Raw genomic sequence first — 12,297 nt, forward strand, 5'->3', positions numbered from 1 at the left:
ACAATGACTATTCTAACTCTCTAATCATTTCTAATAGATGACCTACACCGATTTCTTCTGCTACTTCATCTTGCAATGGTTTTGCGACCTCAATAAATGGTGTACGATCAAGTTCATTTACTTCTGCACCATCATCTAATAAGATTTGTCTGTATTCCTCTTCCTGCTCATATAACGCTTGTCTTTCAGCCTCGACAGAAGCTTCAGCTGCTTCTAAAATGATATTTTGTTGCTCTTCTGTGTACGATTCAAATTTCTGATTGTTGATTAATAAAAATCTTGTTGTATAATCATGTCCTGTTTCTGATGTATACTTTCCATTGTCTGTTTGGTGGTGATTTTGCTGAACAAAGTATGGATAAGCATTCTCTGCACTATCAACTACATTTTGCTGAAGGGCTTGATACAATTCTCCCCACGCTACATCAGTTGGCACGGCACCTAATTGCTTCCAGAAGTCAGCAACGACACCTGATGTTTGCGTACGAATCGTCATACCCTCTAAATCCTCAATAGAATGGATTGGTTCTTTGCCATAATAATGACGTACACCCGCTGTCCAATAACCGATTAACTTAAATTGGTTGTTAGACTTATCTAAAATCGTGTTAGAGATTTCTTCACCTACTTCTCCATCAACAACTGCTTCCCAGTGATCATAGCTTTCAAATAAGTAAGGAAGTGCAAATAAATCAATTTCTCTAATTCCAGTACTACTCATAAAACCAGGTGATACTAAAACAACATCTGCTCCACCTAATTGAAGACTCTCTACAAGTTGAGATTCACTTGTACCGATCGTTCCCGCATGGACTTCAACTTCAATGGCCCCATCTGATAAACTCTCAGCGACTTCTTTAAATTCTAATAAACCATCTTGGTATGGATTTTCAGGATCTGTTTGGTTATGTGCTGCAACGATTTTAATAGACTCTTCTTGCTCTGTACTGCCTTGATCTGAACTACTGTCATCACCATTCGTTTGTTCCGATGTTTGTTCACCACCACATGCCGCTAATACTAAAGCCGATAAAATGAGTACAAAAAACAATGCCTTAAATTGCTTTTTCAATGTAATTTCCCCCTTAACATTTTAAATTTTTCATGTGATCACCCAATGTCTTGTAACAGTCGCTACCGTTGTAACACCTCCTTGACAACGTAATCACTGAATCGTTTAGCTAGACGATTTGCAAACTAGTCCTTCCTCTTAATAAAACGCTTCCATTAAGTTGTAACCTACACATTCGTTTTTGAAAAAACGACTAAACTTCTACTTCCAATCTGATCTTATTCTAAGTTAGCATGACGGTTCGTCATCTCTTCATAGGTTGATTGTTGGTCCTTTGACCGTGTGAGTGAAATAATAATGGCATCAAGGAGAAGATGAACCGATTGATCAAATTGGTTGCCTAACGGTTGAATTGTTCCTGGCTCCTCTGGTCGACGATGTTTCGTTGCTGCTGGAACAACTACGATGCCATCACTGATTTCAGCAATCTTCGAATCTCGATTTGTCGTTACGAGGAACACCTTTGCCTCTGCTTTTTTGGCCGCATTTCCAAGTTGCAAACTAGAGCTTGTCGATCCTGAACCAGAAATTAAAATGAGTAAATCTCCTTTTTCAATGCTAGGTGTGATCGTCTCACCCGTTACGTACACATGAAATCCACCGTGCATGAGACGCATCGCAATCGCTTTGCCCATGAGACCTGAGCGCCCCTCACCACTTATAAATATCCGTTTCGCATTGCGAATTTCATCAGCAAGCGCAAGTGACTCTCCTTCGTCGACATTAGATAAAACCGTTGAGATTTCATGTACAACTGTTTCAATAATGTTTTTCATTCCTTCATCATCCCTTTCAACTTCAAAGCAGCTTCTTGTGGATGTTCGGCACCCGTAATTGCGCTTCCAACAATGATAATGTCTGGTTTTTGATTAACCATTGACGGTAAGGAGTGTTCATTGATCCCTCCAGCCACAGACACTTCAAATGATGCATCCGCTTTCACTAATGAAAATAAATCAGTGGATAACTCTCCTTCTTGTTGCATATCTTTACCGAAATGGAGACTCACAAGCTTTACTCCTAATTGCTCTAACTCAATTAACCGTTTCTGTTCGGTCACACCGAGCAAATCGATCATAATGCTCTTCTGATATCGTTGGGCCACAGCTAAAGTATCAGTAATCGTTTGATTCGCCGAGAAGGCCATCACCGTCACAATATCAGCTCCTGCTTCAAACGCTTGCTTTGCTTCATGTTTGCCTGCATCACATGTCTTCATATCAGCAACAATCGTATGATTCGGATACAACTCTCTAATTTCACGAACAATGGTCATCCCATATTCTTTAATAACACCTGTCCCAACTTCAATCCAATCAATCGCTTCTTTCGTTTCCTCTAGTATTCGAAAGCATTCGCCCCTCGTTAACCGGTCGAGCGCTAATTGAAGTTTCATGATTTCACCTCATCTATCTTTCTATAAATTCTTTTTCACCAAGTTGAACCCTTACATCATCGATATATGGTAAACCTTCATTATCTCCTGAAACACTCACGACCATCGAACCGATCGTATTGGCAAAATGCAACGTCTTCTCTAGTGACCAGCTATTGATCACCCCATACACAAAACCAGCATCAAACCCATCTCCAGCACCAACCGTATCGACTACTTTTTTAGGAGGAACCGGAGGCGCTTCAATCGTTTGGCCATTATGGTAACCCACGGATCCTTTTTCCCCTTGCTTGATCGCAATGTGAGAAATTCCAAATTCCTTACATTTTTCAATGATTGCTGTCGGTTCATTTACACCTAGTAAAATATCAGCTTCATCTGCTCCAGTGAGGAAAACATCTACATCCGGTAAGAGCTCAACAAGCGCTTCTCTCGCCTCATCCTTACTCCATAGCTTCAAGCGAATATTTGGATCAAATGAGACTAATAAGCCATGTTTTTTTGCTAATAAAACCATCTGTTTAATAATCGGTAAGTTATTTTTAGGATCTACAGCTGGGAAGACTCCGGTAATATGTAATAGCTTCGCTTGCTTAAAATACTCTTCATTCAAGGATTCTACAGTCATCGTTGACGTTGGAGATTGCTTTCGATAGTAAAACGTTCGACCACTTCCATCCTCCATAATTTCTTTGAAATTCAATGACGTTGGGTACTCATCGACAAGCTTTACTTCTGAGACGTCGACGCCTTCACCCCGTACAAAATTTAAAATATACCTTCCAAATTCATCATTGCCTAACCGACTCACCCAGCCTGCATCTAACCCTAAACGAGAACATCCTAGAGCAAAGTTCAACTCAGCTCCGCCAACCTTTCGATCGAATGATGGAACATATTTTAAAGGCCCTTTCGTCACAGGGTTAAACGTAACCATTGCTTCACCAATCGTAATGACATCTTTCATTTTTATCCCCTCTCTCACTCGTGACTTACACGCTGTCTCCACGTTCGCTTTACTAATACCTTCAGCAAGAATCTCGTTCTATCAGTGTTGGTTCAAAACGGTAAATATGATTGTCATCTTCATTTTCTTTACCTTGAATTTTATTTAGAAGCAACTCCGCCGCCTTTTTCCCCATTTCAAAAGTAGGTTGAGAGATTGTAGTTAATCTAGGATTATAAAAACTCGCAAATGATACATCATCAATCCCTATTAACGCAATATTCTCTGGAATGCTTACATTGTTTTTCTTAATAAATTTTAAAATCTCAATTAATGCCAAATCATTTCCAGCTAAAATCGCTTCAGGTGGGTCTTGTAATGAGAGCATTTCCTCTATCCCAACATCAAATTGATCGAGTTCCAAACTTTTTATATAGTTCTCATTAACATTAATCCCATTTTCTTGTAGCGCCTGTTTGTATCCTCGTATTCGTTCTCTTCTTGGGGTTAAGTTATGAATAATTGATGTCGTCATAATACTAATCTTTTGATACCCACGTTCAATAAAATGCTGAACAGCTAACGTTGAAGCTTTTTCATTATCCAATACAACCGAAGGAATCGTTAAGTCTGGTATTAATCGGTCCACAAAAACAATTGGATAGTTATCTTTTTGCATTTGTTGCAGAGTCTCGATGTTCCCTCCAGTTGGAAAAACAATAATCCCATCTACTTGTTTTGCGTGAAGCATCTCAATATACTTCTTCTCTTTCTTCGGATCATCATCGGCGTTACATACAATCGTATGAAAATCATATTCATGACAAATATCTTCAATCGCACGAATCACCTGAGTTGAAAAGACATGCAAGATGTTTGCAACAATGACACCAATCGTTGTCGTCGATTTTTGTTTTAAACTCCGAGCAACAATATTCGGACGATAGCCCAATTGTTGAATGGCCTCTTCAATACGTGCTTTAGTTTCTTCACCCATGTACTCATATCTTTGATTTAAGTATTGAGAAACTGTACTTTTTGAAACTTGAGAATGCTTTGCGACATCCGCAATTGTAACCGCTTTCGTTTTCATAAATGATCTACTCCATACTCATTCAGTAAAATGACTTGTTGATTCTTCTTAAACTACCAAACCGTTTTAGTAAATCGGTTTAGTAAACCGGTTTAGTGAAATGATAAAGCAAATGTAAGCGTTTTACAACCCCTTTTTAAAATTTTTGTGAATTTTATTTTAGTTACCAAACTATGATCAGCATCTACAAGTCTCAATGAAAACCTATAAAGTCACGCTTGTAAAAAAAGTAGGCAACCTTTCTAATGAGGTTACCTACCTTTTTTATATCAATTATCTTTAGACCTCGGTCCATGCGTTTTTTATTGCCCTTGACCTAGTGAATAGCCTCTTTCTCCGTTAAATGTGTAGAGGTTTTCAATTTTAATCCAGTTTAAATTTGCTTCCTCTATTCGCTGCAATAAATGGCGGATATCTTGATTTGTTAATTGATGACCTTCTGCTGATTGAAAGCGGCACCGCCAATGATCCGTTGTAAATGTTTCAGGAAAACCACCAGGATATACTTTTACCCCACGGTTTGTAACGACCACTAGTCTACATTCTGGACCTGCGATTGTCTCTAATTTTTGCCCAAGTTCTTCAGACGTTAACGTATTATTTAATAAAAAGACATCTACCCCATCTAATTCTTGAACGACGTCTGGCTTTGCACGTTCTTTAGCTAATAGGGGCATTTGATGTTGCACTTTGTCATCATCTTGACCTGTTGTACTGTATGTAACAGGCTCAAATGTGGACGGTTCTTGACCCAAACGTTCAATGACAGCTTCGGTAAATTCCTGAGAACCAACAGCCGTCCCGCCTTTAGCAATATCTTTTGTAAATACACCATCTTCAATTGTTTTCAGCCAGGCATTATGAACACGAGTCGCTACTTGAGGTTGTCCGATGTGCACGAGCATCATAATTGCCCCATGTAAAAGCCCGGATGGGTTCGCTATCCCTTGGCCGGCAATGTCTGGCGCACTTCCATGGATCGCTTCAAACATCGCACACTGGTCACCGATATTTGCAGATCCAGCCAGCCCAACACTACCTGTAATTTGCGCAGCTACATCAGAAGCGATGTCTCCGTATAGGTTCGGCATCACAACCACATCAAAATCTTGTGGAGTATCAGCAATTTTTGCGATGCCAATATCGATAATCCAGTGATCAGCTTCGATTTCAGGATATTCTTTAGCCACTTCGTCAAACACCTTGTGGAACAGACCATCCGTTAATTTCATAATGTTGTCTTTCGTAAAACAAGTCACCTTATTACGATTGTTCTTCTTTGCATATTCAAACGCATAACGGATAATTTTTTCACTGCCAGGTCGCGTAATAAGTTTTAAACACTGAACAACTTCTGGTGTTTGTTGATGCTCAATCCCTGCATATAAATCTTCTTCATTCTCTCTGACGATGACAAGATCGACATTTGAATGTCTCGTTTTAATGAAAGGATGATAAGAGACATTTGGTCGAATATTAGCATATAAGCCTAACGTTTTTCTGATTGTTACATTTAAACTTTTATAGCCACCACCTTGTGGAGTCGTGATCGGTGCTTTTAAAAATACTTTCGTACGACGTAGGGATTCCCAAGCGTCATCACTAATACCGGCCGATTGCCCCGCTAAATATACCTTTTCTCCAATATCAATAAATTCAGGTTCAATCATGGCTCCAGCGTGTTCTAATATTTTTAACGTTGCATCCATAATTTCTGGACCAATCCCGTCTCCTCTTGCGACTGTAATCGGTTGTTTATTTGTCATCATAAACCTCCTTTAACCCTAGGGTTTCCTGAGGGGTCTGACCCCACTCATGGACATTTTCACCAATTATGTCGTTATCCAGTGGACAAACGCATCTTGAAAACCACTACATCAAATTTTATTTTCTAGAAAGGTTTATGATTAATTTTCGACTCTAGGAAAGCTTATGATTTAAAAAACACAAAAACAATAAATATTCGATCGATCATCAATTAAAATAAAGCAATTTTTGTCATTTAAACCTGGTTGCAATTTTTCACCTATTTTCATCTAAAATATTGATATACCAAAAAAATAGCATACCTTTTCGTTTACGATTGGGTATGCTATCTCATATGCTATTTGTAATGTTTTTCCACGTTACCTGAACTTCTTAAGATTAAAATAGATCCTCAAAACTCCGATCCAGTTAACGCTAAAAAAATAATGCTTATTATTAATCTCTTATTTTAAAGTACCTATTTCTTCAGCCTCCGTGGTGGTAGCGCCATCCACCGTGATGATGTCCTCCGTGATGGCCCCATCCACCGTGATGATGTCCTCCATGGTGTCCCCATCCGCCGTGATGATGTCCTCCGTGGTGGCCCCATCCGCCGTGATGATGTCCTCCGTGGTGATGGCCCCATCCGCCATGATGATGTCCTCCGTGGTGATGGCCCCATCCGCCATGATGATGACCCCATCCTGGATTCCAACCCCATTGCATCGGAAACTGACGATCATAATTATCAAACATATAATACACTCCCTTGTATAGTTTTATTAAAATAGGGTTTTCACCCCTTATTTTTTCATCCTATGAAAATGCCCTTTTATTGATTGGGTGAATACCTATAGGCTCTAACGATGTACAAAATTACTCGTTTTCCTTTGTTAAATGACGCTTTAAACCATAAGACTTTCAACCATTGTTATGACCGTTACGTGATGAAAATTTGATCTAATATCGCATTCCCTAGTTTGAAGTAGAGGGTCTGACCCACTAGCGTTGCATCTATTCGAAAATAAAACAAAAATGTAATAAAAAGTATTTACTAAGCAGAAAAAAACTCCTTTGTAGAAGACTTGTTTTGTTCCCTAAACAAACAAGTCTTCTACAAAGGAGTTTTCACAATGAATAAGAAAAGTATAGGTCAAGAAATGGTCATTCGTCAATGTCTTTTCCTTCTTCCAACTATAGAATTTTCTTACCCTCTAATGGATTATGGAAAGTATAAGCTTTTTACAGAAGCTATGCTTCGTATCTTTGTCGCAGCTCAATTAGATGGATGGGCGTCTTATGCATTCCGTCCTTTTTCCAAAACAAAAAAACCACCAAAATATGTATTTGGTGGAGACGGTGGGACATGTTATTCCAAGCTTTCGCAATGGCACTGACTATATCTTGAACTTAAAATGAAACAATATCAATTTTAAGTCCCTTGGCGTATTATGCAGAATATAGATTTGTCTTTCTGACATGATCCTGCATCCTAGTACTACCGTCAAAGGCAGCCTATAAGTCGATACACGGCTGTTGGATTGCTCCACATACCGCTCGGTATTACCTTATCACCATAGAAGGTGACTTAGACTTCACCGATAAAGCCAAGTTTTCACTTGTGTGTTGCCACACAAGGCGACTATTTCCTAATCGAACCCACGTCCAGAAATAACGGCACTTAAGCTTCTACGAGCGTAGTCACTGTATTAGCGTTTCGCAATCACTTCGGCCCAGAGACAGGCTTCCGTGATGCTAGTCTGATTGGTCTCTTCCTTCGTCCCCAGACGGAGGACAACCGGCGTAGCCCACTTAGAGTGAGTCCCTTACCCTACCACATGGGCGATGGAGGGAGGAACCGCAGAGTGCTATTAGGCAGCTACTGCGAAGTTTTCTTGTTTGTTGCCAGTTATTGGCTTGTGGCGTTTTTACGAGGCCGACCCCCTCGGCTCGCAACTTAAGCTCGAACTATCCCTGTCGAATCCAAAACGTCCCCTTGTATAAGATGTCGTTCAATCAATTAGAACAACGATCATAAGAAGATGTCTGGTGTAAGTTGCTTGTTATTAAGTTATCAACGACCTGACAATAGTTATTATAGCATAACGAACAACCAAAGATCAAATTCCAATTATTAGGTGATAATCTATCCTTTTTGACGCTCACGAAATGCTCTTTCTACTTCACGCTTCGCATCCTTACGCTTTAAGGCTTCACGTTTGTCGTGCTTCTTCTTCCCTTTCCCTAGTCCGATTAAGACTTTGGCAAAACCGTTTTTGATATAGACCTTTAGCGGTACAAGGGAGTATCCTTTTTCTTTCGTTGCGCCAATCAGCTTGCTAATTTCTTTTTTATGAAGAAGCAGCTTTCGTGTTCGCAGTGGATCATGGTTATACCGGTTCCCTTGCTCATACGTACTAATGTGAGCATTGTGTAAATAAACCTCGCCATTATGAATCCGCGCGAATGAGTCTTTTAACTGAATGCGAGCAGCACGAATTGATTTAATTTCGGTTCCTTGTAAAACAATCCCTGCTTCAAACGTCTCTTCAATAAAATAATCATGCCTTGCTTTTTTATTTTGTGCTATGACTCTACCTGAGTTTCCTGCCATTAGAAACGCACCCTTCTACAATGGTCTCATCCATTAATCATAGCAATTGTAAGAGCTAACGTCAAACATAAGGTGGGACGTAGGGTGAGTCCGTTCCGTGACGTGAATAGTGAATCCATGGTCTTTGGTAAGCCAAAATCAGGCTTCCCACGACCACTGCTTCACATTCACTACACCGACTGCCGTCGGTGCAAACAGTTTAACAACTGTTTACGGAACTCCCCCACTTTTTTGAATATCGGAATTCTTGAGCGAATGCTCGCACTGAAACTACGCCCCACAGACCAGAATAGAGACCAACCACCTCCGATTGGCCTCAAACCGTTATTTTTTCTTCTTACCTTTTTTACGCTTAGAGCGTGGTGCATTTTCATAAAATGGCTTTTTCTTTTTCTTCTTCTTTTTCTTTGGTGCCCCTTCACCTGTTTGCTGGGCGCCTTCAACAGGCTTTTTCGGCTTACGCTTACCGCCTTGAATGACTTTTGGTCTCGCCTTTTTCTCACGCGGCTTGCGTTCTTTCATGCCGACCACTTCAAAGTCAATCGATGCCTCATCGACATTAACATTAACGACGCGAATTTCGATCTCGTCACCAATGCGGAAGACGTTGCCGGTACGCTCACCAATCATCGCATATTGACGCTCATCATAATGATAGTAATCATCGGTTAAATAACTCACATGAACGAGCCCTTCAATCGTATTATCTAGCTCAACGAAAATCCCGAAGTTCGTAACACCGCTAATTAAGCCTTCAAATGTCTCACCAATCTTATCTTCCATATACTGAGCTTTTTTCACTTCATCCGTTTCACGCTCGGCATCAACGGCACGACGCTCCATTTCGGAGGCATGCTTTGTGATCTCTGGAAGTCGTTCTTTCCACTTCTCTTGCTCGGTTTCATCGACTTTGCCTTCAATTAGATAGCGGCGAATTAAGCGATGAACGATCAAGTCAGGGTAACGACGAATCGGTGATGTGAAGTGTGTGTAAAATTCGGTAGAAAGCCCGAAGTGACCAACGCTATTTGGATCATATTTCGCTTGTTGCATCGAACGGAGCATGACTGTACTGATCACCGTCTCTTCAGGCTCACCGCGAACTTCCTCTAACAACTCTTGTAGCGCACGTGGGTGAACCGTGTTCGCACTGCCACGGACCACATAGCCGAAGTTTGTTATAAACTCAAGAAATTTTGCTAGCTTTTCTGAATCAGGATCCTCATGAATTCGATATACAAACGGTACCTTCATCCAATGGAAATGTTCCGCAATCGTTTCGTTTGCTGCAAGCATAAATTCCTCAATTAAACGTTCCGCAATGCTTCGTTCACGAATGACGACATCCGTCGGCTTGCCCTCTTCATCTACAAGCACTTTTGCTTCTTTAAAGTCAAAATCAATCGCACCACGTTCAAATCGTTTCTTACGCAAGATTTCCGCTAACTCGCCCATTTGCTTGAAAAATGGGATTAAATCTTCATAGCGCTTTAAAACCTCTTCATCTTCACCTTCTAATATTTTACGAACGTCACTGTAAGTCATTCTCTCATTCGTGCGGATGACACTTTGGAAAATATCATGTCCGACAACTTGTCCGGCTGGAGTAATTTCCATTTCACAAGAAAGTGTAAGTCGATCGACTTGCGGGTTCAAACTACAAATGCCGTTTGAGAGACGATGTGGAATCATCGGAATGACTCGGTCAACAAGATAAACACTTGTCGCCCGTTCAAGCGCCTCTTCATCAATCGGCGAACCTTCCTCAACGTAATAACTAACGTCAGCAATGTGAACACCAAGTTTATAGTTACCGTTGTCTAACTTTTCAACAGCTACCGCATCATCCAAGTCTTTCGCATCGGCACCATCAATCGTCACAATCGTTTCTTCACGTAAATCGCGGCGATTTTCTAGTTCTGCCGGATCAATTTCATCAGGGACTTCGTTGGCTTGGTCAATAACTTCCTTAGGGAATTCTTGCGGGATTCCATGTTTGTAGATAATCGATAAAATATCAATTCCCGGGTCATTTTTATGACCTAAAATCTCCACGACTTTCCCTTCCGCACTCATTCGCCCTTCTGGGTACTTCGTAATTTCAATGACGACTTTATGGCCATCAACCGCGCCACCTTCAGCACCTTTCGGGATAAAAATATCATTGGCGATGCGCTTATCATCAGCGATCACAAAGCCGTAACTGTCGCTATCCACATATGTACCGACAGTTTGCTTCACGCCGCGCTCGATGATGCGCACGACAGTTCCTTCTGGCCGCGCCCCTGATGATTTCGGTTGAAGACGGACAAGTACAATATCACCATTCATCGCGCCAGCAAGCTCAGATTGTGAGACGTAAATATCTCTTTCTCCTTCAAGCTCTGGAAGAATGAAGGCAAATCCTTTAGCATTGCCTTGTACTTTCCCCTTCACTAAATTCATTTTTTCAGGTACACCGTAACGGTTGCTACGTGTTCGTACGATGAGACCCTCGTCCTCCATATGGTTTAACACCTTTACAAAATCTTTGAACTCACTTGAATCGGTGATCTGAAATGCCTCTTCTAGCTCTGTCACCGTTAGTGGTTTATAGGCTTCTTCTCTCATGAAGGACAGTACTTTGTCTATTCGTTCCTGGTCCATGTCTTTCGCTCCTTCCTAAACTATGTTTTAGGATGACCAATCTAATCCTTCTAAAAATTGATAAACATCCTCATGCAGCTCTTCTTTTTCTTTGTCGAGCGTAATTACATGGGTTGAATGTTCATACCATTTGATTTCTTTGTCATCACTTTCAACGTTTTCATAAATAATGTTCGCGCTTTCTGTATCAATCATCTCATCATGACGTGCTTGCACAACAAATGTTGGGCTGTAAATATGATCGAGATGGTTACGAACATCGGTGATTAGCTCTTGTAACGCCTGCAATGTATTCATTGGCGTTTTCTCAAATTCTTTCATTTCAGCATTTATTTGTTGTTCATCTTTTTGTTCGTGTTTTTTATATTCTCTTGCATAAGCAAGGACACCTTTATACATGACTTCCTCGCTTTTTATGGTCGCAGGCGCACACATCGGTACAACACCCTTTACAGGTAAAGTGTAACCGATTTTAAGTGAAAATACTCCCCCGAGCGACAAGCCACAAACGGCGATTTCATCATAACCTTGCTCTTTTAAAAACTCATACCCTTCCTGTACATCGTGCCACCAGTCTTCAGGTCCGGTATGGACAAGCTCCTCTGGTGGTACACCATGTCCTTTGTATAACGGCGCATGACACGTATAGCCTTTCTTTTGTAAAAAGCGGCCAAGCATGCGAACATCGGCTGTTGTTCCCGTAAAGCCGTGTAAAAGTAAGACCGCACGCTTGCCTCCTTCAAATGTAAATGGTTTTGGTGCTGCAGCTTTCATTTGTACTCAC

Annotated in this window: 11 protein-coding genes and 1 other RNA gene; 1 reads left to right on the forward strand and 11 read right to left on the reverse strand. The window is 40.8% G+C overall.

What is annotated here, in order from left to right; all coding sequences use genetic code 11:
- Nucleotides 1-7: 7 nt before the first annotated feature.
- From KH400_RS08700 to KH400_RS08730, 7 genes are all read right to left on the reverse strand, one after another.
- Nucleotides 8-1,072, reverse strand: a complete 1,065-nt coding sequence (locus KH400_RS08700; RefSeq protein WP_217223988.1) for a TRAP transporter substrate-binding protein — start codon at nt 1,070-1,072, stop codon at nt 8-10.
- A 218-nt stretch (nt 1,073-1,290) separates the two neighbouring features.
- The gene (gene hxlB, locus KH400_RS08705) at nt 1,291-1,848 is read right to left on the reverse strand and encodes a 6-phospho-3-hexuloisomerase (RefSeq protein WP_217223990.1); all 558 of its coding nucleotides are present in this window, start codon (nt 1,846-1,848) and stop codon (nt 1,291-1,293) included.
- Nucleotides 1,845-2,468 carry a 3-hexulose-6-phosphate synthase gene (hxlA, locus tag KH400_RS08710; RefSeq protein ID WP_217223992.1) on the reverse strand — a complete coding sequence of 208 codons (624 nt, stop codon included), beginning with the start codon at nt 2,466-2,468 and terminating at the stop codon, nt 1,845-1,847. The genes hxlB and hxlA overlap by 4 nt, the downstream gene beginning before the upstream one ends.
- A 13-nt stretch (nt 2,469-2,481) precedes the next feature.
- Nucleotides 2,482-3,435: a sugar kinase gene (locus KH400_RS08715; RefSeq protein ID WP_217223994.1), complete on the reverse strand. Its 954-nt coding sequence runs from the start codon at nt 3,433-3,435 to the stop codon at nt 2,482-2,484.
- A gap of 61 nt (nt 3,436-3,496) precedes the next feature.
- Nucleotides 3,497-4,507, reverse strand: a complete 1,011-nt coding sequence (locus KH400_RS08720) for a LacI family DNA-binding transcriptional regulator (RefSeq protein ID WP_217223995.1) — start codon at nt 4,505-4,507, stop codon at nt 3,497-3,499.
- A 302-nt stretch (nt 4,508-4,809) separates the two neighbouring features.
- Complete coding sequence (locus KH400_RS08725) at nt 4,810-6,273, reverse strand: NADP-dependent isocitrate dehydrogenase (RefSeq protein WP_217224060.1); 1,464 nt, start codon at nt 6,271-6,273, stop codon at nt 4,810-4,812.
- Nucleotides 6,274-6,717: 444 nt separating this feature from the next.
- Nucleotides 6,718-6,942: a hypothetical protein gene (locus KH400_RS08730; protein WP_217223996.1), complete on the reverse strand. Its 225-nt coding sequence runs from the start codon at nt 6,940-6,942 to the stop codon at nt 6,718-6,720.
- 444 nt (nt 6,943-7,386) lie between these two features.
- Here KH400_RS08730 and KH400_RS08735 point away from each other — a divergent pair, with 444 nt between their 5' ends.
- The gene (locus tag KH400_RS08735) at nt 7,387-7,650 is read left to right on the forward strand and encodes a hypothetical protein (protein WP_217223997.1); all 264 of its coding nucleotides are present in this window, start codon (nt 7,387-7,389) and stop codon (nt 7,648-7,650) included.
- A 253-nt stretch (nt 7,651-7,903) separates the two neighbouring features.
- On the opposite strand, the gene ssrA is transcribed toward KH400_RS08735, so the two are convergent.
- The 4 genes from ssrA to KH400_RS08755 all read right to left on the reverse strand — a co-directional run bounded on the left by ssrA (nt 7,904) and on the right by KH400_RS08755 (nt 12,287).
- Nucleotides 7,904-8,241, reverse strand: a transfer-messenger RNA (tmRNA) gene (gene ssrA / locus KH400_RS08740).
- Nucleotides 8,242-8,399: 158 nt separating this feature from the next.
- The gene (gene smpB, locus KH400_RS08745; RefSeq protein ID WP_217223998.1) at nt 8,400-8,867 is read right to left on the reverse strand and encodes an SsrA-binding protein SmpB; all 468 of its coding nucleotides are present in this window, start codon (nt 8,865-8,867) and stop codon (nt 8,400-8,402) included.
- 324 nt (nt 8,868-9,191) lie between these two features.
- Nucleotides 9,192-11,513 (reverse strand): ribonuclease R, encoded by a 2,322-nt coding sequence (gene rnr, locus KH400_RS08750; protein ID WP_217223999.1) that lies wholly within the window; start codon nt 11,511-11,513, stop codon nt 9,192-9,194.
- A gap of 27 nt (nt 11,514-11,540) precedes the next feature.
- Nucleotides 11,541-12,287: an alpha/beta hydrolase gene (locus KH400_RS08755; protein WP_217224000.1), complete on the reverse strand. Its 747-nt coding sequence runs from the start codon at nt 12,285-12,287 to the stop codon at nt 11,541-11,543.
- Nucleotides 12,288-12,297 lie beyond the last annotated feature (10 nt).

The organism is Desertibacillus haloalkaliphilus, from assembly GCF_019039105.1.
In the GTDB taxonomy this organism is placed as follows: domain Bacteria; phylum Bacillota; class Bacilli; order Bacillales; family KJ1-10-99; genus Desertibacillus; species Desertibacillus haloalkaliphilus.

What these genes read in the sequence shown, in the direction of transcription:
- hxlB (WP_217223990.1), bottom strand. Translation starts at nt 1,848, where the DNA reads ATGAAAAACATTATTGAAACAGTTGTACATGAAATCTCAACGGTTTTA.
- hxlA (WP_217223992.1), bottom strand. Translation starts at nt 2,468, where the DNA reads ATGAAACTTCAATTAGCGCTCGACCGGTTAACGAGGGGCGAATGCTTT.
- KH400_RS08715 (WP_217223994.1), bottom strand. Translation starts at nt 3,435, where the DNA reads ATGAAAGATGTCATTACGATTGGTGAAGCAATGGTTACGTTTAACCCT.
- KH400_RS08720 (WP_217223995.1), bottom strand. Translation starts at nt 4,507, where the DNA reads ATGAAAACGAAAGCGGTTACAATTGCGGATGTCGCAAAGCATTCTCAA.
- KH400_RS08725 (WP_217224060.1), bottom strand. Translation starts at nt 6,273, where the DNA reads ATGACAAATAAACAACCGATTACAGTCGCAAGAGGAGACGGGATTGGT.
- KH400_RS08730 (WP_217223996.1), bottom strand. Translation starts at nt 6,942, where the DNA reads ATGGCGGATGGGGCCATCACCACGGAGGACATCATCATGGCGGATGGG.
- KH400_RS08735 (WP_217223997.1), top strand. Translation starts at nt 7,387, where the DNA reads ATGAATAAGAAAAGTATAGGTCAAGAAATGGTCATTCGTCAATGTCTT.
- smpB (WP_217223998.1), bottom strand. Translation starts at nt 8,867, where the DNA reads ATGGCAGGAAACTCAGGTAGAGTCATAGCACAAAATAAAAAAGCAAGG.
- rnr (WP_217223999.1), bottom strand. Translation starts at nt 11,513, where the DNA reads ATGGACCAGGAACGAATAGACAAAGTACTGTCCTTCATGAGAGAAGAA.
- KH400_RS08755 (WP_217224000.1), bottom strand. Translation starts at nt 12,287, where the DNA reads ATGAAAGCTGCAGCACCAAAACCATTTACATTTGAAGGAGGCAAGCGT.